Origin of the sequence: Limnohabitans sp., from assembly GCF_044361645.1 — a bacterium.
Taxonomy (GTDB): domain Bacteria; phylum Pseudomonadota; class Gammaproteobacteria; order Burkholderiales; family Burkholderiaceae_C; genus Limnohabitans_A.
Genome location: NZ_JBIKIL010000024.1, coordinates 1 through 20,582 on the forward strand (window position 1 = coordinate 1; position 20,582 = coordinate 20,582).

General features: G+C 58.0%; 20 protein-coding genes and 1 pseudogene. 20 read left to right on the forward strand and 1 reads right to left on the reverse strand.

What is annotated here, in order from left to right; all coding sequences use genetic code 11:
• The 13 genes from ACIQ39_RS05595 to ACIQ39_RS05655 form a co-directional block, all read left to right on the forward strand.
• Window positions 1–1,184, forward strand: a 1,184-nt coding sequence (locus ACIQ39_RS05595) for an ABC transporter ATP-binding protein (protein WP_396433623.1), incomplete at its 5' end; no start/stop codon positions are given.
• Window positions 1,171–2,259 carry an ABC transporter permease gene (locus tag ACIQ39_RS05600; RefSeq protein ID WP_396433624.1) on the forward strand — a complete coding sequence of 363 codons (1,089 nt, stop codon included), beginning with the start codon at window positions 1,171–1,173 and terminating at the stop codon, window positions 2,257–2,259. The genes ACIQ39_RS05595 and ACIQ39_RS05600, both read left to right, overlap by 14 nt.
• Window positions 2,259–3,179 carry an ABC transporter permease gene (locus ACIQ39_RS05605; RefSeq protein ID WP_396433625.1) on the forward strand — a complete coding sequence of 307 codons (921 nt, stop codon included), beginning with the start codon at window positions 2,259–2,261 and terminating at the stop codon, window positions 3,177–3,179. Before ACIQ39_RS05600 ends, ACIQ39_RS05605 begins: the two co-directional genes overlap by 1 nt.
• A 44-nt stretch (window positions 3,180–3,223) precedes the next feature.
• The gene (locus ACIQ39_RS05610) at window positions 3,224–4,363 is read left to right on the forward strand and encodes a BMP family ABC transporter substrate-binding protein (protein ID WP_396433626.1); all 1,140 of its coding nucleotides are present in this window, start codon (window positions 3,224–3,226) and stop codon (window positions 4,361–4,363) included.
• Window positions 4,364–4,536: 173 nt separating this feature from the next.
• A complete protein-coding gene (locus tag ACIQ39_RS05615) occupies window positions 4,537–5,763 on the forward strand; it encodes a benzoate/H(+) symporter BenE family transporter (RefSeq protein WP_396433627.1) in 1,227 nt (408 codons plus the stop codon).
• A 183-nt stretch (window positions 5,764–5,946) separates the two neighbouring features.
• On the forward strand, window positions 5,947–7,230 hold the full coding sequence (locus ACIQ39_RS05620; RefSeq protein WP_396433628.1) for a malonyl-CoA decarboxylase: 1,284 nt from the start codon (window positions 5,947–5,949) through the stop codon (window positions 7,228–7,230).
• 28 nt (window positions 7,231–7,258) lie between these two features.
• Window positions 7,259–7,492 carry a hypothetical protein gene (locus ACIQ39_RS05625; protein WP_396433629.1) on the forward strand — a complete coding sequence of 78 codons (234 nt, stop codon included), beginning with the start codon at window positions 7,259–7,261 and terminating at the stop codon, window positions 7,490–7,492.
• 2 nt (window positions 7,493–7,494) lie between these two features.
• A complete protein-coding gene (locus tag ACIQ39_RS05630) occupies window positions 7,495–8,544 on the forward strand; it encodes an adenosine deaminase (RefSeq protein ID WP_396433630.1) in 1,050 nt (349 codons plus the stop codon).
• A 25-nt stretch (window positions 8,545–8,569) separates the two neighbouring features.
• Window positions 8,570–9,124 (forward strand): helix-turn-helix domain-containing protein, encoded by a 555-nt coding sequence (locus ACIQ39_RS05635; protein WP_396433631.1) that lies wholly within the window; start codon window positions 8,570–8,572, stop codon window positions 9,122–9,124.
• 103 nt (window positions 9,125–9,227) lie between these two features.
• Entirely contained in the window at window positions 9,228–9,437 is a 210-nt protein-coding gene (locus ACIQ39_RS05640; protein ID WP_396433632.1) for a Fic family protein, read from the forward strand.
• Window positions 9,438–9,458: 21 nt separating this feature from the next.
• On the forward strand, window positions 9,459–10,253 hold the full coding sequence (locus tag ACIQ39_RS05645; RefSeq protein WP_396433633.1) for a metallophosphoesterase family protein: 795 nt from the start codon (window positions 9,459–9,461) through the stop codon (window positions 10,251–10,253).
• Window positions 10,254–10,276: 23 nt separating this feature from the next.
• Window positions 10,277–10,408, forward strand: a complete 132-nt coding sequence (locus ACIQ39_RS05650; protein ID WP_396433634.1) for a hypothetical protein — start codon at window positions 10,277–10,279, stop codon at window positions 10,406–10,408.
• A gap of 89 nt (window positions 10,409–10,497) precedes the next feature.
• Window positions 10,498–11,874 (forward strand): homoserine dehydrogenase, encoded by a 1,377-nt coding sequence (locus tag ACIQ39_RS05655; protein ID WP_396433635.1) that lies wholly within the window; start codon window positions 10,498–10,500, stop codon window positions 11,872–11,874.
• A gap of 71 nt (window positions 11,875–11,945) precedes the next feature.
• On the opposite strand, the pseudogene ACIQ39_RS05660 reads toward ACIQ39_RS05655, so the two are convergent.
• A pseudogene (locus ACIQ39_RS05660) lies at window positions 11,946–12,355 on the reverse strand (winged helix-turn-helix domain-containing protein); the annotation flags it as partial.
• Between the two features lie 489 nt (window positions 12,356–12,844).
• Between ACIQ39_RS05660 and ACIQ39_RS05665 the strand changes: the two are divergent.
• The 7 genes from ACIQ39_RS05665 (at window position 12,845) to ACIQ39_RS05695 (ending at window position 20,577) form a co-directional block, all read left to right on the forward strand.
• Window positions 12,845–14,218, forward strand: a complete 1,374-nt coding sequence (locus ACIQ39_RS05665; RefSeq protein WP_396433636.1) for a tetratricopeptide repeat protein — start codon at window positions 12,845–12,847, stop codon at window positions 14,216–14,218.
• Window positions 14,215–14,400 (forward strand): hypothetical protein, encoded by a 186-nt coding sequence (locus ACIQ39_RS05670; protein ID WP_396433637.1) that lies wholly within the window; start codon window positions 14,215–14,217, stop codon window positions 14,398–14,400. The genes ACIQ39_RS05665 and ACIQ39_RS05670 overlap by 4 nt, the downstream gene beginning before the upstream one ends.
• A gap of 17 nt (window positions 14,401–14,417) precedes the next feature.
• A complete protein-coding gene (locus ACIQ39_RS05675; protein ID WP_396433638.1) occupies window positions 14,418–14,711 on the forward strand; it encodes a YciI family protein in 294 nt (97 codons plus the stop codon).
• Window positions 14,712–14,830: 119 nt separating this feature from the next.
• Window positions 14,831–15,037 carry a hypothetical protein gene (locus ACIQ39_RS05680; RefSeq protein WP_396433639.1) on the forward strand — a complete coding sequence of 69 codons (207 nt, stop codon included), beginning with the start codon at window positions 14,831–14,833 and terminating at the stop codon, window positions 15,035–15,037.
• Window positions 15,038–15,122: 85 nt separating this feature from the next.
• Window positions 15,123–17,801, forward strand: coding sequence for an N-6 DNA methylase (locus tag ACIQ39_RS05685; protein WP_396433640.1), 2,679 nt, complete (start codon window positions 15,123–15,125; stop codon window positions 17,799–17,801).
• Entirely contained in the window at window positions 17,798–19,057 is a 1,260-nt protein-coding gene (locus ACIQ39_RS05690) for a restriction endonuclease subunit S (protein WP_396433641.1), read from the forward strand. Before ACIQ39_RS05685 ends, ACIQ39_RS05690 begins: the two co-directional genes overlap by 4 nt.
• The gene (locus ACIQ39_RS05695; protein ID WP_396433642.1) at window positions 19,057–20,577 is read left to right on the forward strand and encodes an RNA-directed DNA polymerase; all 1,521 of its coding nucleotides are present in this window, start codon (window positions 19,057–19,059) and stop codon (window positions 20,575–20,577) included. The genes ACIQ39_RS05690 and ACIQ39_RS05695 overlap by 1 nt, the downstream gene beginning before the upstream one ends.
• The last annotated feature ends 5 nt before the right edge of the window (window positions 20,578–20,582 follow it).

Consider the following 20,582-nt stretch of genomic DNA (forward strand, 5'->3'; position numbering starts at 1 on the left):
GTCTGGATCTGGAGCCCGAGCGCCCGGTGCACACCCTGAGCGTGGGCGAGATGCAGCGGGTCGAGATCATCCGCGCCTTGTTGACCGAACCCAAGTTGTTGATCCTGGACGAGCCCACTTCGGTGCTGACACCGCAAGCCGTGGACAAGTTGTTTTTGGTGCTGCACCAACTGGTCAGCCAGGGGGTGAGCATTTTGTACATCTCGCACAAGCTGCATGAGATTCGCGCGCTGTGCAGCGCCTGCACCGTGCTGCGCGGCGGCAAGCTGACGGGTGTGTGCGATCCGCGCGAAGAAACCAACGCCAGTTTGAGCCGCCTCATGATTGGCGCCGAGCCCCCCGCTTTGCAGCATGTGGCACGCGAGCCGGGTGCGGTGGTGTTGGCAGTGCGGGGCCTGAGCCTGACGCGCCAAGACCCGTTTGGGGTGGACCTCGACGGCATGGATTTGCAGGTGCGCGCGGGCGAGGTGGTGGGCCTGGCGGGTGTCTCGGGCAATGGCCAAAAAGAGCTGCTGTGGGCCTTGTCGGGTGAAGACACCCGGGCGGGCGTGCAGTGCGGCGCGGCCAGCGTCAGCTTGTTTGGCCAGCCGGTGGCGGCTTGGGGTCCGGCGGCGCGCCGCCAAATGGGCCTGCACTTTGTGCCCGAAGAACGGCTGGGGCGGGGCGCTGTGCCATCGCTCAGCCTGTCGCAAAACCTGCTGCTCACGCGCAGCGAAGCCGTGGGCGCGGGCGGCTGGTTGCGCATGGGCGCGCTGGCCGATCAGGCGCGCGGCATCATCGAGCGCTTCAAGGTCAAGGCCTCAGGGCCAGAAGCTGCCGCGCAATCGCTGTCGGGCGGCAATTTGCAAAAGTTCATTGTGGGGCGCGAGATCAGCGCGTCGCCCAAGCTGCTCATCGTCTCGCAACCCACCTGGGGCGTGGACGTGGGTGCGGCCGCGCAAATTCGCGCCGAGATCTTGGCGCTGCGCGACGCGGGTTGTGCGGTGCTGGTGGTGAGCGAAGAGCTGGACGAGTTGTTTGAGTTGTCGGACCGCATGCATGTGATCGCCAAGGGCCGTTTGTCGCCCTCGGTGGCGCGCACCGAGGCCACGGTGGAACGCCTGGGCGAGTGGATGAGTGGCCTGTGGCCCGACGCCGCCCCAGCCCAGGGCCAAGCCCAGGAGGCACAGCATGCTCAAGCTTGAAATGCGGCCCCAGGCCTCGCCCCTGTGGACCTATGCTTCGCCTGTGTTGGCGCTGGTGCTCACGGTGCTGCTGGGTGTGGCGCTGTTCATGGCGCTGGGCAAAGACCCGGTGCGCGGGCTGCAAATGTTCTTTTGGGAGCCCATCAAAACCAGCTACGCCTTGGGCGAGTTGATGGTCAAGGCCACGCCGCTCTTGATCATCGCTTTGGGTTTGTCCGTGTGCTTCAGGTCCAACGTCTGGAACATCGGGGCCGAGGGGCAGTTTGTCATGGGTGCGGTGTGCGCCGGGGGTGTGGCCTTGCTGGCGGACAAAGACACGGGCCGCTGGATCGTGTTGGCGGTGTTGCTGGCGGGTGTTTGGGGCGGCATGTTGTGGGCGGGCATCACGGCGTTTTTGCGCGACCGTTTCAATGCCAACGAGATTTTGGTCAGCCTGATGCTGGTGTATGTGGCGGGCATGGTGCTGAGCTATTTGGTTTACGGCCCCTGGAAAGACCCGGCGGGTTTTAATTTTCCGCAGTCCAAAACCTTTGAAAAGGCCACGCAGATTCCGCGTTTGATGGACGGCTCGCGTGTCAGCGTGGGCCTGCTGTTGGGGCTGCTTGGGGCGGCTTTGTTGTGGGTCTTTTTGTTCCGCACCCGCGCTGGGTTTGCCCAGCAAGTGGGCGGCTTGGCCCCGGCGGCGGCGCGCTATGCCGGCTTTTCCTCGCGCAAGGCGCTGTGGGTGGCGCTGCTGGTCTCGGGTGGGGCGGCGGGTTTGGCGGGCGCTTTGGAGGTGGCCGGGCCGATTGGCCAGCTCACGCCCTATGTGCCAGCGGGCTATGGGTTTGCGGCCATCATCGTGGCCTTTGTGGGGCGCTTGCACCCGGCGGGCATGGTCTTGTCGGCGGTGCTGATGAGCATGTTTTACATCGGCGGCGAGTTGGCGCAATCGCGCTTGGGCCTGCCCAAGTCCATCACCGGCGTGTTCCAGGGTTTGCTGCTGTTTTGTTTGCTGGCGTGTGACACCTTGGTGGCCTACCGCTTGCGCTGGGTGGCTGCCAACGGGGCAGCGCCAAAGACAGGAGGCCTGTGATGGAGTCGTATGCATTGCTGATCGCCGCCACCTTGAACGCTGGCACCGTGCTGGCGCTGGCCGCTTTGGGTTTGCTGATCAATGAAAAAGCCGGGGTGGTGAACCTGGGCGCCGAGGGCCTGATGCTGTGCGCGGCCATTGCGGGCTTTGCCTGCGTGGTGCACACCGGCAACGACTGGCTGGGCTTTGCAGCGGGCATGGGCGCGGGTGCGGTGCTGGCCGCCATTTTCGGTGTGCTGGTGATTTGGCTGAACACCAACCAATACGCAACGGGTTTGGCGCTGAGTTTGTTTGGCGTGGGCTTTTCTGCTTTTGTGGGCATTGGCTACGTCAAGGAAAAGCTGCCCGAGCGGCCTCAATTTGCCATTCCTGGGCTGGCCGACATTCCGCTGTTGGGGCCTGCTTTGTTCAAACAGCACCCGCTGGTGTACGGCGCCATGCTGCTGGTGGTGGCCCTGATTTGGTTCTTGTACAAAAGCCGCACCGGTTTGGTGCTGCGCGCCGTGGGCGAGTCGCCTGCCTCGGCCCATGCCTTGGGCTACCCGGTGCGCCGCATCCGCTTGGCGGCGGTGGTGGCGGGCGGGGCTTTGTGTGGCCTGGCCGGGGCCTACATCTCGGTGATCTACACCCCGCTGTGGGTCGAGGGCATGGTGGCGGGCAAGGGCTGGATCGCGCTGGCCTTGACCACCTTTGCCACCTGGCGACCGGCACGCGTATTGCTTGGTGCTTACCTGTTTGGCGGCGTGACCATGCTGCAGTTCCATTTGCAGGGTGTGGGCGTGCAAGTGCCCAGCCAGTTGCTCTCGGCGCTGCCCTACATCGCCACCATCGTGGTGCTGGCCCTGATCTCGCGCAACCCGACCTGGATTCGCGTGAACATGCCTGCATCGCTAGGCAAGCCGTTTTACCCCGGTTCATAATTGCTTTTTTTCAACCCCTGTAACCCTGTTCCAAAGGACCCGACATGACAGACCTCTCCAAGCGCTCCATCGTCAAGATGGTGGCCCTGACCGTTGTGGCCGCCGCCGCACTGGTTGGCTGTGGCAAAAAAGAAGAAGCCCCCAAGGCCGAGGCCCCAGCGGCTGCGCCCGCCAAGCCCGAGCCCCTGAAGATCGCGTTTGCCTATGTGGGCCCTGTGGGCGACGGCGGCTGGACCTTTGCACACGACAACGGCCGCAAGGAAATCGAAAAAGCCTTTGGTGACAAAGTGGTCACCACCTTCGTTGAAAAAGTGCCAGAAAGCGCTGACGCTGAGCGCGTGATCCGTGACATGGCGGCCCAGGGCAACAAACTGATTTTTGGCACCACCTTCGGTTACATGGAGCCCATGCTCAAAGTCGCGGCGGACAACAAAGAAGTCAAGTTTGAGCACGCCACCGGCTACAAAACCGCCGAAAACATGCGCACCTACGACAGCCGCACCTACGAAGGCGCGTACATGGCGGGCGTGATCGCGGGCAAGATGACCAAGACCAACGTCTTGGGCGTGGTGGCTTCGATCCCAATCCCTGAAGTGGTGCGCAACATCAACAGCTTCACCATGGGTGCGCAATCGGTCAACCCCAAGGTCAAGACCAAGGTGGTCTGGGTCAACGAGTGGTTCAACCCACCGAAAGAAACCGAAGCGGCCACCTCGCTCATCAACGGTGGCGCGGACGTGCTGATGCAAAACACCGACTCCTCGGCCGTGTTGCAGACCGCCGAAAAAATGGGCAAACGCGCCTTTGGCTGGGATTCGGACATGACCGCCTACGGCCCCAAGGCCCACCTGGGTTCGGCTGTGATCAACTGGGGCCCTTACTACGTCAAGGCCGTGGGTGAAGCCCTCGAAGGCAAGTGGAGCACCGGCTCGAGCTGGTGGGGCGTGAAAGAAGGCGCGATCGAGATGGTCAACGTGGCCGCTGATGTGCCAGAAGACACCAAAAAGCGCATCGACGAAATCAATGCGGGCTTGAAAGACGGCAGCTTCTCCATCTGGAAAGGCCCGATCGTGGACCAGGCCGGTAAAGAAATGCTGGCCAAAGATGTGGTCGCCGACGACAAATTTTTGGGCGGCGTGATGTTCTACGTCAAGGGCGTGGAAGGCAAGATTCCAGGCAAGTGAATTGGGTTGAGACTGGTCGTTCGCGACTTGTCGTGAATCCATCTCCCAACTGTTTGAAGGCCGCCTGACGCAAGTCAGGCGGCTTTTTTTAATCCTTCTGGCCCCTTGGTGACGGCAAAGCCCAAGAGGTTTGATACGCTGGCATCGTTTCACACCCCGCAAAGGTCTCAGCGTTGTTCAAGCACCTCGAAGCTCCCGCCGCCGCTCGCAGAAGCTGGCGGCAAATCCTGTCTGACTTTGGCAGCACTTACGCCGCCAATGCCTTGATTGGTTTTATCTTTGCCGCCACCGGCCCGGTGGCCATCATTTTGTCGGTGGGCACGGGCGGTGGCTTGTCGCCCGAGGAGCTGGCGTCCTGGGTGTTCGGGGTGTTTTTTGTCAATGGTTTGGTGACTTTGCTGATGAGCTGGCGCTACACCACGCCCTTGGCCTTTGGCTGGACGATTCCCGGCACTGTGCTGGTCGGCCCGGCCTTGCAACACCTGAGTTTTGCCGAGGTGATTGGTGCTTTTTACGCAACCAGTGCATTGGTCTTGGTGCTGGGCCTGAGCGGCTGGGTCAAGCGCGTCATGGCGGCGCTGCCCATGCCGATTGTCATGGGCATGGTGGCCGGGGTGTTCTTGCGCTTTGGTTTGGACATTGTGCGGGCGCTGCAAAGCGATGTGGCGATTGCGGCCCCGATGGTGGCTGTGTTTTTGTTGCTCTCGGCCCGCGCCGATTGGGGCAAGCGCCTGCCGCCCGTGATCGGCGCTTTGTTGGTGGGCGCTTTGGCCGTGGCAGTGTCGGGCCGGCTGGACACCGCAGCGGTGGGCCAATTGACTTTGGCGCAGCCGGTCATCCAAGCCCCGGTGTGGTCGTTTGCGGCCATGTTGGAGTTGGTGCTGCCCTTGGCCATCACGGTGCTGGTGGTGCAAAACGGGCAGGGCGTGGCGGTGCTCAAAAACGCCGGGCACGCGCCGCCAGTGAACGCCATCGCCGTGGCCTGTGGCCTGGGCGCGGCCGTCAGCGCGGTGTTCGGTGCGGTCAGCACGTGCCTGACGGGTCCGACCAACGGCTTGCTCACCTCGTCTGGCGAAAAACCCCGCCACTACACCGGGGCGCTGATGTTTGGCGTGCTGGCCGTGCTGTTTGGCCTGATGGCCCCCACCTTCACTGGTTTGATGTTGGCCGCGCCCAAAGAATTCATCATGGTGCTGGGCGGCCTGGCCATGCTGCGTGTCTTGCAGGGCGCGTTTGTGGCCTCCTTCGGTGCGGGCAAGCACTCCCTGGGCGCATTGGTCAGCCTGTTGGTCACCGTGGCCGACATCGGCCTGTTCAACATTGGCGCGGCCTTTTGGGGCCTGGTCGCGGGTTTTGCGGTGTCGTGGTGGATGGAGCGGGGCGATTTTCAGACCCGCTGAAGCCGTTTGAAGCCACCCAATGCGCGCATGCATCCGTCAAAAAAGGTGCTTCTGTCGGTATTTGACGTCATCTCCGTCCTTTGGTGTAAAAAATGGGCTGTTCACGCTGTCTCCGGTGTAAGCTGTCAAAATGATTTCTGATGGCATCAAAATTAGCCAAATACCCAGACACCCGAGGGCCCCATGCTGGAACGCTTCATTCAAAACAAGAAACTCGATGCGGCCAAGCTGAGCGCCAAAAAGCTGCTCAGTGCCCGGGGCGAGGCCAATGCGCAAAGCATGGCCGTGAAGCTGATCGAGCATTACGAGCACTTGGACAAGCGCAGCCAGATTGATTTTTTCCATTTTCTGTCCAACCAGTTCAACCCCGACCCGGCCTTGGTGGTGGATGCGGCCCAGCGCTACAACACCGAGCGCAACGAGGCCAGCTTGATCCATTTGTTCCAGACCGTGGAGCCACCCCGGCAAGAGATGCTGCGGCGGGTGAACCGGGCACCTGCTGGCACGGCCACGATTTTGAAAATGCGCCAGACGCTGCTGTCCTACCTCAAGGACCATCCGGCTTTTCGTGCCACAGACGCGGACATGCACCATTTGCTCAGCTCCTGGTTCAACCCGGGCTTTTTGGAGTTGCACCAAATCACCTGGAACTCTTCCGCGCAATTGCTCGAAAAAATCATTGCACACGAATCGGTGCACGCCATCGATGGTTGGGACGACTTGCGCCGTCGCTTGCAACCGGACCGGCGCTGTTATGCGTTTTTTCACCCGCAGTTGCCCGGTGAGCCGCTGATTTTTGTCGAGGTGGCCTTGGTGCCGGGCATTGCCAAAGACGTGGCTGGTTTGATCAACAAACTGGCCCCGGTGGGCGAGGCCAAAAGTTTCAAGGCGGCGATTTTTTACTCCATCAGCAATTGCCAGCCGGGCCTCAAAGGGGTGTCATTGGGCAATTTTCTGATCAAGCGCGTGGCGCAAAAACTGATCGAGGAAGTGCCTTCTCTCAAAACCTTTTGCACCCTGTCGCCCATTCCGGGCTTTACCCAGTGGTTGGACGCGGGAGCGCCGCTGCCCGAAGAGCGCCTGAGCCCCACGCACACGCGCAAATGGCAAGAGGCCCAAAAAAGCCTGGCGCTGGGCAGCCTGACTTGGGCAGAGCGCCTGAAGGCGGGCTGGCGCCCTGAGCGCAGTGAGGCGGCCGAGCAAGCGGCACTCATGCGCCTTTGTGCGCTGTACCTGATGTACAAAACCCCCGAGTCGCGTGGCGATGCCGTGGGCAAGTTTCACCTCAGCAACGGCGCCACCTTGCACCAAATCAATTGGGCGGCCGACCTGTCCAAAAAAGGCCTGCAACAGTCGTGCGGCCTCATGGTCAATTACCTGTACGAGCTCGGCAAAGTGGAGGAGCAACACGAGGCTTTCAGCAACAAGACGGTCAGCTTTGCGCGTGGAGTAGAAAAGCTGGTGTAAGCCAAGCCCATACATCTGAACGCGCAACATGTCTAAGGGCCTCTTGAAACCTCTGAACGAAGCTGTCTGTGCCCTGCACGACCCGTCCGGCCAGCACGTGGGCAACTTCAAGTGGATACAAGGCGCATGGAAGTTCAAGGCCATCGGCTATGGCCCTGCAGGCCAAGTCATGCCAGGCCATGGGCCTTTGACGGCATGGCACAACACCTGTTTTACGCACCTTGACGAAGCCACCATTCGAGCCCAATTTTTTAAGGATTGACCATGTTCAAAGTCCACGCCGTTGCTGCTGACCGTTTGCCCGAGTTGCTGCGCGCCATGCCCAAGGCCGAGCTGCACATCCACATCGAAGGCTCTTTGGAGCCTGAGCTGATCTTTGCGCTGGCCCAGCGCAACAGCGTGCAGCTGCCCTATGCCGATGTGGCGGCTTTGCGCGGCGCTTATGCCTTCACCAACTTGCAAAGTTTTTTGGACTTGTACTACGCCGGGGCCAGCGTGCTGCTGCACGAACAAGACTTCTACGACATGGCTTGGGCCTACTTTGAAAAAGCCGCTGCCGACCATGTGGTGCGGGCCGAGCTGTTTTTTGACCCGCAGACCCACACCGCACGCGGCGTGGCCATGGGCGCGGTCATCGAAGGCCTGCACCGTGCTTGCCGCGATGCGCAGGCGCAATTGGGCATCAGCGCCGATTTGATCTTGTGCTTTTTGCGCCACCTGTCAGAAGAAGACGCGCTCGCCACACTGGAAGAAGCCATGCCCTGGCGCGAACACTTCATCGGTGTGGGGCTGGACTCCAGCGAGCTGGGTCACCCCCCCGAAAAGTTCACCCACGCCTTTGCCCGTGCCCGCGAGTTGGGCTTGCACGTCGTAGCCCATGCGGGTGAAGAAGGCCCGCCTGCTTACATCTGGAGCGCCCTCGATGTGTTGAAGGTCGAGCGCATCGACCACGGCGTGCAAGCCATCCACGATGCGGCCTTGATGCAGCGCCTGGCCAACAGCCACATGCCCCTGACCGTGTGCCCGCTGTCCAACCTCAAGCTGTGCGTGTTCCAAAATCTGGCCGACCACAACCTGGGCCAGATGCTCGATGCGGGGCTGTGCGTGACGATCAATTCGGACGACCCGGCCTACTTTGGTGGCTATTTGAACGACAACTATGTGCAGACCTTTGCCGCGCTGCACCTGAACGCCCAACAAGCCTACAAGCTGGCGGCCAACAGCATCGAGGCGAGCTTTGCGCCCGAGGCGGACAAGCACCGCTGGATGCATGAATTGAAAGCGTGTTTTCAGGGGTTTGCGGAGCAGGATTGAGGTTTTTGCCTGCCAAAATGACGCGATGCTCCAGCAAGAATCCCAGCACACCGAATGGAAAGAAACTTGGTGCGTTGACTACCTGCGCTGGTTGTTCGGCTTTGCCAATGCGCAAGGCGGCCGCTTGCTGCTGGGCGTGAATGACAAGGGTCAAGTGGTCGGCTTGCCTGATGCAGCCAAGCTGCTGGAAGACTTGCCCAACAAGGCTCGTGACTTGCTGGGCATTGTGGTGGACGTGAAGCTGCACACCGAAGCTGACCTGCCGTATTTGGAGCTGGCGGTGCAGGCTTATCCCAACCCGATCAGCTACCGGGGCCACCACTTCATGCGCAGCGGCAGCACGCTGCAAGAGCTCAAAGGCGCGGCGCTGGACCGCTTTTTGTTGGGTCGCCATGGCAGAACGTGGGACGGCGTGCCGCTGCCCCAAGTTCAGCCTGGACCATGTCGGCCCCGGCCATGGCGCGGTTTCGCCAGTTGGCCCAGCTTGCGGCTTGTGCGGCGGCGGCTTTGCCCAAGCCTTTGCTGCGCTATGACCCGTATGACATGTGGCTGGAGTTCCCGTTTGACCCTGCGTATTTGAGGGCGCTCAGGGTGGGGCAGGGCAAAGCGAACGAGCCGCCCCCGAAGTCACCGAACAAGTCACCGAACAAGTCACCCCCGAAGTCACCCTCGAAGTGGGGCGCATGTTGAAACGCCTCAAGGGCGAGATGAGTCGCAGCGAATTGATGATCGCTTTGGGTCTGAAAGATGAGAAACATTTCCGCATTCATGACTTGCAAACAGCGTTGGCATTGGGCATGCTCGAGATGACGCTGCCCGATAAACCCAACAGCCGCTTGCCAAAATACAGACTGACGCAAGCCGGTCATGGCTGGGTTGCCGGTCGGGGATAAAACATACCAAGAGGGGGCGTGATGCGTTTTGCATTTGTTTCAGATATCCATGGCAATTTGGCAGCGCTGGATGCCGTGATCGCCGACATGAAGCACCGACACATTCAGTGTGTCGTGAATTTGGGCGACAGCTTGAGTGGCCCTTTGCTGCCGCTTGAAACCGCCGACCGGCTTCAAAATTTGCCTTGGTTGCATGTTGCAGGTAACCACGAGCGCCAGGTGTTGTGCTTGCCGATTGAGCGTCAGAACTTGTCGGATGCGTACACATCGGGTCAATTGAACCCATTCGTCAAAAATTGGTTGACCTCGCACGCCGACCCGGCAGACCCCAGGCTGCACACGGCACAAATTTGGCCTGAACAATTGGGCCATGACGTGGCGCTGTGCCATGGCAGTCCTCGCAGCGACATCGAATATTTGCTGGAGACACCCGAAGGCGAGTCGGCCCGGTTGGCAAGCGCGGCAGAGATTGAAGAGCGTTTGGAAGGACGAATACCTGAACACATCAGCTTGCTGGCCTGTGGGCACAGCCACGTAGCACGGGCGGTTCGTTTCAGTTCAAAGTTGCTCATCGTCAACCCGGGCAGTGTGGGTTTACCGGCTTACGATGACGACCATCCATATCCTTTTTCCAAATTCCATCGCATAGAAAACGGCAGCCCCGATGCGCGTTATGCGGTGGTCGAAAAATCCGATGGGTCATGGCGTTGTGAGTTCATCAGCGTGCCCTATGACCACGAAGCCATGGCGCTTTTGGCCGAAAAGCGTGACCGGCCCGATTGGGCGCATGCTTTGAGAACCGGGTGGATGCCATGAATTTTTGCGATAGACTCCAAACCATGTTGAATTCTTTTGTGCTCATCTCTCTTGCGGACATCGCTGGCGCTGCATCCGTGCGCGGCAGGTCTTCATGGGTTTGTTTGCACAAGCAGTTCAACATCATGACCACCACAACCAACGCGGCCACCTGAGTTCGCGCGGGTGGCCTTACTGGCTGCCCCCTGGTGGATTTCCAAACAAACCAGCCCCGGCAGCTGGATTCAACTGTTTGGAGATTTGCATGTTTCAAAATTCTTGTCTTTCTGTATCACCTGATGCCTCGGATGCAGCGTGTCTTGGCGCTTTGCGTGTGGGCTTGATCGGCACGGGTGTGGTGGGCTCAGGCACCTGCCAGGTGCTCCAACGCAATGCCGAGTTGATTGCTCAGCGTGCCGGGCGGCCCATCCGCTTGGTCATGGCCACCGCGCGCAACTTGCACAAGGCCGCCCAGGTGGTGGGGCCGGGTGTGGCCCTGGTGAGTGACCCTTGGGTGTTGGTGCGCCACCCGGGCATCGATGTGGTGGTGGAAGTCATGGGCGGTGTGGGGCTGGCCAAAGACCTGGTGCTGGAGGCCATTGCCCAAGGCAAGCATGTGGTCACGGCCAACAAGGCTTTGCTGGCCGAGCATGGGGCCGAAATTTTTGCCGCTGCCGACGCCTGTGGTGTGGTGGTGGCTTATGAGGCCGCAGTGGCGGTGAGCATCCCCATCATCAAGGCATTGCGTGAGGGCTTGGCGGCCAACCGCATCCACGAGCTGGTGGGCATTGTCAACGGCACAAGCAATTTCATCCTGACCAAAATGCAGGATGAAGGCTTGAGCTTTGCAGCGGCCGTGCGCCTGGCCACCGAGTTGGGTTACGCCGAGGCCGATCCGTCATTCGATGTGGAGGGCATCGATGCCGCCCACAAAACCGCCTTGCTGGCGGCGAATGCTTTTGGGGCCGATGTGCCCTTTGCCCGGGTGCATGCACAAGGCATCACGGCTTTGGACCCCTGGGACATGGTGTGCGCCGAAGCCCTGGGTTACCGCATCAAATTGCTGGGCATTGCCCGGCAGTGTGCCGATGCCATCGAGGTGCGTGTGCATCCAACCCTGGTGCCGCAGGCGCATTGGCTGGCGCAGGTGCAGGGTTCGATGAACGGCATCTGGGTGAGCGCCGATGCGGCAGGGCCGACTTTTCACTACGGCGCTGGTGCGGGCTCGCAGACCACGGCCTCTGCCGTGGTGGCTGATTTGATCGATGTGGCCCGCTGTGGTGCCGCGGGTGACGCCGGGCGCGCGGCTTTGCGCGTGCCGCACCGATCGGTGCAACCGGCAGCGCTCAGGCGCTGGCCCGTCATGCCCATAGGCCAGGTGACCTCCAGGCATTACCTGAGGTTTGAGCTGGGCGGGCACCCAGCGCTTGAGGCCGAATGGCCCAGTTGGCTGCAGGCCCATGGCGTGGAGCTGCAACACATGGCGCAAGTGACGCATCCCGAACAAGCGCATCGAAAGGCCTGGGTGGGCTTGACGGCAAGTATGCGGGGTGATGACTTGACCCGCGCTTTGGCCTCGCTGTCAGAGCAGACAGGAGGCCCCGCTGCCGCTGCAGTTCTTCGGGTGGAAGATTTGGCTTGACGTGTTTTTGTTGCAAAGAAAACGGCCAAAAGCTCAAATGAAGAGCTGTTCACCCTGCAACAAAGTCTTGATCAAGCGGCATATTTGAGCTTGGGGTCGTCGAAGCAGGAGCGCACGCGCTCGGGATTGTTTTGCAACATGTTCATGTGGGCGGTGGTGACTTGTCTGAGCTTGTCCTTGGTGCGCACTTGCACCTGTGAGCCCAGCGCGTGCTTGAGAGCGGCGTTCAGGCGCTCATCGGTGTTGATCACGGCTGTCTCATCTCCCCAGTGAAGCTCTGCGTCCTCGGCACGGGCCCGATTGGCAATGGCCGACTAATCCTGCTTGAGCCACTGCTGTAAAGCCTCTGTGCGTTGTTCGTAGGTTTTTTGATGGGGCGCTGCGGCGTAAAGCCCCAGCGCTTGAGGTACTTGCCCATGGTGCGAATTGGCAAGTCAATGTCAAACGCCTGCTTGACCAGCAGCATCACCGTGGCGCGGCTTCACAGGGTAAATTCCAGCTTTGCGCCTTTCGTGTTGGGCCTGGTGCGACAGCCTTCTGCCGTCTCCTTTGTCCATGGAACACGCATGGGGTTGCGTCTGAAATTTCAAGGCTTATTTGCCGGGCCTATAGGTTCATCTAGGGAGGGTTTTGAAATGGCCACTGCAGAGAAATCAAAAAGCCATCTGTGAGTGTCAGATTTTTTGAAGACCGGGTCGGCCAAAACGGGGGAAATCGTTGTTTGGTCTCGAACTCGGGTGACCCAGCTTGGAGGCATGGGCTGCCCAATATCTGGTTCATAATTGGCTCATTAGTTCTCATTTTTTATCTGTCGGCCACAGACCGAGCTTGGAGCTCAAATTGCCAAGGTATGGGCCCAAGCTCGGGCACTTGGGCTTTCAGGCCAATCTGAAACTGCCGGGTCATTGACTGAACCCTCTGCCTCTGGCCAGGTCCGGCCTTTTCATCACTTTTTTTAGAAAGCATCTTCATGCCCCGTCTGAACGATGTTCGCGGCCTGCCCACCACAGGTCTGAACGCCGAGCAACTGCTGCACTACGAGAGTCTGCTCGTCGACATCTACACCTACCGTCCCGGCGTGCAGGCGCGCGTCGATGCCTTGCTGCACCAGTCGCCCGACTTTGTCATGGGCCATGTGCTGCGCGGCTATGCGCTCATGACCGATGGCCTGCGCTCAGGCGTGCCCGAGGCGCGCCGTTACCTGGCACAGGCGCAGCAACTCGCCGCTGGTGGCACCGAGCGCGAGCGATTGCACATTCAGACCTTGCAGGCTTGGGTCGACGGCCGCGGCGCCGACCGGCTGCAGGCGCTGGAGAGCATTCTGGCGCGTTGGCCACTGGACCTGCTGGCCTACCGCCAGCTCACGGCCATGCTCTTTTGGACCGGCGACAAGCGAAGGCAGCTGGCTAGCGCCATGCAGGCCGTCCCGCATTGGCAGCCCGATGTGCCCGGATTCGCTCTGACTCTGGGCCCTCTGGCCTTTGCCCTGGAAGAAGACGGCCGCTACGCGCTGGCCGAGACCCATGCCCAGCAGGCCTTGGCCTACCACGATGCCGACCTGTGGGCCTTACACGCCTTGGCCCATGTCTACGAAATGCAGGGCCGCGTGCGCGAAGGCGATGCGACCCTGAGCGCTGTGGCCCCCCGACTCAAGGACTTCAACCTGTTTCGCGGCCATGTGTGGTGGCACCTGGCCTTGTTTCGCATGGCGCAGGGCCGTATGGACGAGGTGCTGGACCTGCTGGACCGCGAAATCCTGCCCGCAACCAGCATGTTTTATCTGGACATCCAGAACGCAGCTTCACTGCTTGCGCGCTTAGAGATTCAAGGCGTGAACGTGGGCGAGCGCTGGGAGCGCGTGGCCGACTCGGCCGAGCAGACCCTGGGGCAGCACCTGGTGGTGTTCACCGCGCCTCACCAAGCGATGGCCCTGGCCCGCAGTGGGCGGCGCCAGGCGCTGGCGCAGGCGCTCAAAGGCTTCCAAGACGATGCGCAGGCGGGCGTGGAGCAGGCCCAGACTGGCGCTGCTGTCTCGGCCGCCTTGGCCTTGTATGGTACGGGCGAGTACGCCAAATTTTTGGACCTGATGCGCGTGCTGCGCTATGAAGCGGCCAGCCTGGGTGCCAGCCATGCGCAACAGGACCTGTATTTCCAGCTCATGGTCGACGCGGCGCTGCGCATCGACGAGCTGCCACTGGCCCGTAGCCTGCTGAAGGAGCGCTTGGTGAAGCATTTTTCCGATGCTGTCGGTTGGCAGCGCTACCAAGAGATGGCCGGGCTCATCGATGCTGCGAGCGATCCGCAGAGCTTGCGTCGCTTGCTGCGTACTGGCTTGCCACAGTGAGTCACGAAGAGAACGGCAGCCCCGATGCGCGTTATGCGGTGGTCGAAAAATCCGATGGGTCATGGCGTTGTGAGTTGATCAGCGTGCCCTATGACCACGAAGCCATGGCGCTTTTGGCAGAAAAGCGAGACCGTCCCGATTGGGCGCATGCTTTGAGAACCGGGTGGATGCCCAGGGGTTGAATTGAGGAGGACCGATCATGTTGTTTGCCGTTCTATTCACCGACCGACCCGGTCAAGGCGCTTTGCGCGCCACACATTTGCAAGCCCACATTGATTGGGTGGCTGCACATCAGGTGCAAGTGCGCGTGGCGGGCAGTTTGCGCGAGCAGCTTGGGCAGGTGCCCCAAGGTGGCTTGTGGATCGTGGAGTCCGAGTCCAAAGAAAGTGTCCATCAACTGATGCAGACCGACCCCTTCTGGACTTGCGGGTTGCGCCAGAGCGTGGAGGTTTTGCATTGGAGCAAAGCGCTGGACCAGCAGGTGCTGGTCTGAGGTCTTGACAAGCAAAAGGCTAGAACAAGGCCTGCTTGCGGCAGTTAGAATCTGCCCCGAAGCCCGCTGCCCCGGCGGGCTTCGTTTTTTCAATTTTCGGGGCCATGTAGAGGACTACCATGTATAAAAACCTCGCTGCCACGCTCGTGGCCGCCTGCTTTTTTGTTTCGGCCGCACAGGCCCAAATCTCAGCACCAACACCCAAACCATCCACCGAGCCCATCAAGGCCGGTTTTGTCTATGTCTCGCCCATCACCGAGGCGGACAAGCACCGCTGGATGCATGAATTGAAAGCGTGTTTTCAGGGGTTTGCGGAGCAGGATTGAGGGGTAAATCCTCTAAGCTTTCGGGTTGTCGTCTGGCATACTTTTATCTAGCCGTTTTTTAGGCGGCGCGGTTCCCAACGAATACATGACCCCCACAAAAATAACCCTCTCCCAGCTCGAAAGCTTCCTGTTCAAGTCTGCCGACATCCTGCGCGGCAAGATGGATGCATCCGAATACAAAGAATTCATTTTCGGCATGCTGTTTTTGAAGCGCTTGTCGGATGAGTTTGACCTTAAGCGCGCACAAATCAAGAAAGACTTCGCCCATTTGCTCGACCAGCCGGATATTCTCAAAGAGCTGCTGGAAGACAAAACCACGTATGGCGAAACTTTCTACGTCCCTAAACGCGCCCGCTGGAGCGAGTCATGGCTGGACGAAGACGGCAACGAAGTACCCGCCATCAAAGACCTCAAGCACGGCATCGGCAACATGCTCAACAAAGCCATTGCAGCGGTGGAGGATGAAAACGATGCGCTCAATGGCGTGCTCAAAAGCAACATCGACTTCAATGCCGTCAAAGGCAAAAACAAGGTCCCCAATGAAAAGTGGAAAGAACTACTGGACCACTTCAGCCAGCCGCACTTTGTGCTGGTCAATGACAACTTTGAATTCCCTGACCTGCTGGGCGCGGCCTATGAATACCTGATCAAGTTCTTTGCCGACAGCGCAGGCAAAAAAGGCGGCGAGTTCTACACCCCTGCCGAAGTGGTGCGTTTGCTGGTCCAAATCACCAAGCCGCAGGCGGGCCATGAAATTTACGACCCCACGGTGGGCTCGGGTGGCTTCCTGATTCAGGCCCACCAATACGTCGAAGAGCAGGGGCAGAACCCCAACGATCTGGCCTTGTACGGCCAAGAGGTCAAAGGCGATGTGTGGTCGATCAGCGTGATGAACATGATCTTGCACAACGTCACCCGCTTCACCATTGAAAACGGCGACACGCTGGAAGACCCGCTCTTGCTCGATGGCAACAGCCTGCGCAAGTTTGACCGTGTGCTGGCCAACCCGCCGTTCTCACAAAACTACAACCGCGCCACGCTCAAACACCCCAGCCGCTTCCGCGAATGGTGCCCAGAGACAGGCAAAAAAGCCGACCTCATGTTTGTGCAGCACATGCTGGCCAGCCTCAAGCCTAATGGGCACATGGCCACTGTGATGCCTCATGGCGTGTTGTTCAGGGGTGGAAAAGAAAAGCTCATCCGCGAACTGCTGATCAACGACGACGTGATCGAAGCCATCATCAGCCTGCCGCCGGGTTTGTTTTACGGCACGGGCATTCCAGCCTGTGTGATTGTCATCAACAAAAACAAGCCCGACAGCCTGAAGGACAAAGTCTTCTTCATCAACGCCGACCGCGAATACGCCGAAGGCAAAAACCAGAACAAGCTACGCCCCGAAGACATCGAAAAAATCGACTACGTGCTCACCCACAAGCTGCTGCTGCCCAAGTACAGCCGGCTGGTGGACAAAACCACCATCGTGGACGAGCACGACTTCAACCTCAACATCCGCCGCTATGTGGACAACACCCCTGCGCCCGAGCCCGAAGACGTGCAAGCCCACTTGTTGGGCGGTTTGCCTGACAACGAAGTCCATGGCGCACGCGTGCAAAGCGCGCTCCAACAGTTTGGCCTGAGCACCAACACCTTGTTTGCCCCTGCCCGTGCAGGGTATTGGGCCTTTGCAGACAGCATGGCCAGCCTTGCCGACATCAAAGCCCAGGTGGACGGGCAAGCGCCCGTCAAGACCACCATGGACCGGCACAGCGATGCACTGGCCGCGTGGTGGCAAGTGGCGCAAAACGACTTTGCGCAACTGCGCAGCGGCAAAAAAATGCCCGATGTGCGCCAAGAACTGCTCAGCACCCTCAAGGGCAAGCTCATGCCGCTGGCCGTGCTGGACGAATACAAAAGCGCTGGCGTGTTCGTCAACTGGTGGCAACAGATCCGCTACGACCTTAAAACCGTGGTGTCTACCGGTTGGCACCACAGCCTGATCCCCGACAGCTACTTGATTACGGCGTACTTTCAACAAGAAGCCGACGGTCTGACATTGCTGGAGGCCAAACTGTCTGAAGCCCAAGGCGAACTGGCTGAGGCTGTAGAAGCCGCGCAAGAAGCTGTTGATTACGAGCCCGAAGAAGACGAAACCGTTAACGCCGCCGCCATCAAAAAAGCATTGAAAGAAGCGCTGGATGACTTGGAGGGCAGCCAAGGCGCCAGCGCCACCAAAGAGCGCGAATTGTTGAAGCGCCACGACCAAGCCATTGCCAAGCTGGAAAAAACCATCAAGGAAGTCAAAACCACCCTCAAGGTGCTGGGCGATGAGTTGGAATTCAAAATCTTGCTCAAGCGCCAGGGCGCAGACGAGGTGAAGGCCGAAAATCAGCAACTGCTGGATACCATCAAGGCCCAGCTGGCCACGCTGAGCGAAGTCAAGAAAGACGAGAAAAAACAAATCAACGCACTGCGCAAAGACCAGACGGCACTGACCGCCCGCATCCAGCGCGCCGACCAGGTGCTGGCCGACATTGGTGGGCAGCTGACCGACGAACAGGCCAAAACGCTGATCCTGAAAAAGCTACACGACCTGGCCACGGCAGAGTTGCACCGCTACTTGAACTCCGAAAAGCGCCAGATGATTGCCGCGCTGGAAAATCTTTGGAACAAATATGCCGTGTCGAGCAAAGCGCTGGAAGATGAACGCAGCAAGACCCTGAAAACCTTGGATGCGTTCATGGCTGGCTTGGGGTATTTGAAATGAGTTCAGTGTCTGGTTGGGCTCCTAGGCGGCTCACTGAGCTTGCCGAGTACATCAATGGCTATGCATTCAAACCCGAGGATTGGGGTAAGGATGGGTTGCCGATCATTCGAATTGAGCAACTCAAAAATCCTCTTGCATCAACAGACTTTTTCTCTGGAAAAATTCCTGAGAAATTGGTAATTCAAAACGGCGATTTACTTTTTTCTTGGAGTGCGTCGCTCTTCCTAAAAATTTGGCAGCACGGTACAGCCGCACTCAATCAGCATTTGTTCAAGGTGGTTGAAAAAGAAGGCGTGGATCGTTTTTTCTTGAAGGCTTTTATTGAGTTTTTCCTGCCAGAGTTAACGGCTGCTTCGCATGGTTCAACCATGAAGCACATTACCCGTAAAGAGTTGGAGCGTTTTAGCGCCCTGTTTCCAGCTTCCTTGGATGAACAAAAAAAGATTGCGCAGATCCTTTTGACCGTCGATCAAGCCATCGAACAAACCGAAGCCCTGATCGCCAAACAGCAGCGCATCAAAACCGGCCTGATGCAAGACCTGCTGACACGCGGCATCGATGAACATGGCCAACTGCGCACCGAGCAAACCCACGCTTTCAAAGATTCTCCGCTGGGGCGGATTCCGGTGGAGTGGGGAGTTCAAATCTTGGAATCTGTTTCGGAATTTGTCACAAGTGGTTCGCGTGGATGGGCTCAGTACTATTCAACTGAGGGTGCGCTTTTTCTGCGCATTGGGAATCTGACACGAAAACACATCAACATGCGCTTTGACGATGTGATTCGAGTGAGTCCACCCGCGTCTTCGGAAGGTGAAAGAACTGCGGTCAAAAAAGATGATTTGCTGATTTCGATCACTGCTGATCTTGGGATTGTTGCGGTTATTCCAGATGGGTTCGAGACTGCATACGTCAATCAACACATTGCCTTAACCCGTCTGGATAATTCCCGGGCCTATGCCCGATTTGTTGGGTGGTTTTTGAATGGTCAATTGGGGCAGGCCCAGTTTGATAAATTGAACGAATCTGGAGCGAAAGCTGGCCTGAATTTGCCGTCTATTAAAAATCTACAGATACCCGTGCCTTCACTGGATGAGCAGGTAAAAATTGCCCAAGCAATTGATTCTGCAACCGGAAAAACGGATGAGTTTCATGCGCGTCTGGTCAAGTGTCAGTCTTTAAAGCGCGCCCTGATGCAAGACCTACTCACAGGCCGCAAGCGCGTTACTGACTTATTGAGCCCTGAGGTGTCTGCTTGATGGCGGCAGTAGATGAAAGCGCTGCGGTTATCGTGCGCTCTGTGCTTGACCTGACACACGAGGAGGCTCGTGCATTTTTTCTGAAGCAAGAAAGCTATTGCAATTTTGAGCTGCCTTCTTATTTCCAATTTTCGAAGATGCTTTTGAGCATCAGCAAAGTTTTGAAAGGCACAGATTTCAAAACCTTGTTGGCCGCAAATTGCAACCCAAGAGACTTTGATGATGTCAGTCATACCATTCTTCAGAACAAAGACGGACGGTATGGATGGCGATCAATGCAGTTGATCCATCCTGCCCTCTATGTGAGATTGGTGCATTTGATTACTGAAGAGCATGCGTGGGAAGCGATAGGACATCGATTTCAAAAATTTTTCGCCAATGAAAAAATAATCTGCTTGAGCTTGCCCGTTGAAAGCACTGCGGGTAAAGATAAAGCGGCGCAAATTCTTCAATGGTGGCAAGAGGTCGAGCAGCGCTCAATCGAGCTGGCGCTTGAATTCGAACATATCACGCATACGGATATCACTGATTGCTATGGCTCGATTTACACGCATTCTATTGCTTGGGCGGTGCATGGGAAAAAATTCATCAAGGATAAAGATCATCGACATGATTTGAGTTTGGTTGGAAATGCCATGGATGCATTGTTGCAAGACATGCAGCATGGCCAAACGAATGGAATTCCAGTCGGCTCTGTGTTGATGGATTTCATTTCTGAAATCGTATTGGGCTACGTGGACCTTGGCATCTCCAAGCGTATTAAGAATTTGGATATTGAAGATTACAAAATTCTTCGATACCGTGATGACTACCGGATCTTTGTCAACAACCCTTTGGAGGGTGAGGCGATTCTAAAAATCATTGCCGAAGTTCTGAGCGAACTTGGGCTCAAGTTGTCTTCTTCAAAGACGCGCTTATCGAATTTGGTCATCAGAGAATCTGTGAAGGCTGACAAGCTGTCATGGTTGAAATCCAAGCAGGGACACAACGGTCTTCAAAAGCACTTGATGTTGATACATGATCTTTCGGAAAGTCATCCAAACTCTGGCAGCTTAACGCGTGCTTTGTCAGATTTTCAGCGACGTATTGTGGGTAAAAAACTATCCGGCAGCAGTGTGCTACCGATGATCTCTATTGCTGTTGATATCGGCATGCGGAATCCCAAGGCACATCCCTTGATTGCGGCTATTTTGAGCAAGTTGCTTGCTTGTCTGGGGAGCGATACGTTGCGTACGGAGGTTTTTGGAAAAATCCGAAAACGATTTTCATCGGTGCCCAATACAGGATATTTGCAAATCTGGTTGCAGCGGATTTCTGTAACGTTTGATCAAGTCCTGCAGTTTGATGAGCCCTTGTGTCAATTGGTCGCTGGCCTTGATGTCGATCTTTGGAACAACGATTGGCTTGGCTCCACCAATTTGAAAGACCTGATCAAGCCGGAAAAGATTGTGAGTAAAAAAGCTCTGGCAGAAATGGAAGAAATTATTGCTAGCAACGAAATCCAGCTGTTTGATTACTGAGGCTA

Excerpts from the sequence above, each read along its gene's own strand:
- ACIQ39_RS05600 (WP_396433624.1), top strand. The coding sequence starts at position 1,171 with ATGCTCAAGCTTGAAATGCGGCCCCAGGCCTCGCCCCTGTGGACCTAT.
- ACIQ39_RS05605 (WP_396433625.1), top strand. The coding sequence starts at position 2,259 with ATGGAGTCGTATGCATTGCTGATCGCCGCCACCTTGAACGCTGGCACC.
- ACIQ39_RS05610 (WP_396433626.1), top strand. The coding sequence starts at position 3,224 with ATGACAGACCTCTCCAAGCGCTCCATCGTCAAGATGGTGGCCCTGACC.
- ACIQ39_RS05620 (WP_396433628.1), top strand. The coding sequence starts at position 5,947 with ATGCTGGAACGCTTCATTCAAAACAAGAAACTCGATGCGGCCAAGCTG.
- ACIQ39_RS05625 (WP_396433629.1), top strand. The coding sequence starts at position 7,259 with ATGTCTAAGGGCCTCTTGAAACCTCTGAACGAAGCTGTCTGTGCCCTG.
- ACIQ39_RS05630 (WP_396433630.1), top strand. The coding sequence starts at position 7,495 with ATGTTCAAAGTCCACGCCGTTGCTGCTGACCGTTTGCCCGAGTTGCTG.
- ACIQ39_RS05635 (WP_396433631.1), top strand. The coding sequence starts at position 8,570 with ATGCTCCAGCAAGAATCCCAGCACACCGAATGGAAAGAAACTTGGTGC.
- ACIQ39_RS05640 (WP_396433632.1), top strand. The coding sequence starts at position 9,228 with ATGTTGAAACGCCTCAAGGGCGAGATGAGTCGCAGCGAATTGATGATC.
- ACIQ39_RS05645 (WP_396433633.1), top strand. The coding sequence starts at position 9,459 with ATGCGTTTTGCATTTGTTTCAGATATCCATGGCAATTTGGCAGCGCTG.
- ACIQ39_RS05650 (WP_396433634.1), top strand. The coding sequence starts at position 10,277 with ATGTTGAATTCTTTTGTGCTCATCTCTCTTGCGGACATCGCTGGCGCT.
- ACIQ39_RS05655 (WP_396433635.1), top strand. The coding sequence starts at position 10,498 with ATGTTTCAAAATTCTTGTCTTTCTGTATCACCTGATGCCTCGGATGCA.
- ACIQ39_RS05665 (WP_396433636.1), top strand. The coding sequence starts at position 12,845 with ATGCCCCGTCTGAACGATGTTCGCGGCCTGCCCACCACAGGTCTGAAC.
- ACIQ39_RS05675 (WP_396433638.1), top strand. The coding sequence starts at position 14,418 with ATGTTGTTTGCCGTTCTATTCACCGACCGACCCGGTCAAGGCGCTTTG.
- ACIQ39_RS05680 (WP_396433639.1), top strand. The coding sequence starts at position 14,831 with ATGTATAAAAACCTCGCTGCCACGCTCGTGGCCGCCTGCTTTTTTGTT.
- ACIQ39_RS05685 (WP_396433640.1), top strand. The coding sequence starts at position 15,123 with ATGACCCCCACAAAAATAACCCTCTCCCAGCTCGAAAGCTTCCTGTTC.
- ACIQ39_RS05690 (WP_396433641.1), top strand. The coding sequence starts at position 17,798 with ATGAGTTCAGTGTCTGGTTGGGCTCCTAGGCGGCTCACTGAGCTTGCC.
- ACIQ39_RS05695 (WP_396433642.1), top strand. The coding sequence starts at position 19,057 with ATGGCGGCAGTAGATGAAAGCGCTGCGGTTATCGTGCGCTCTGTGCTT.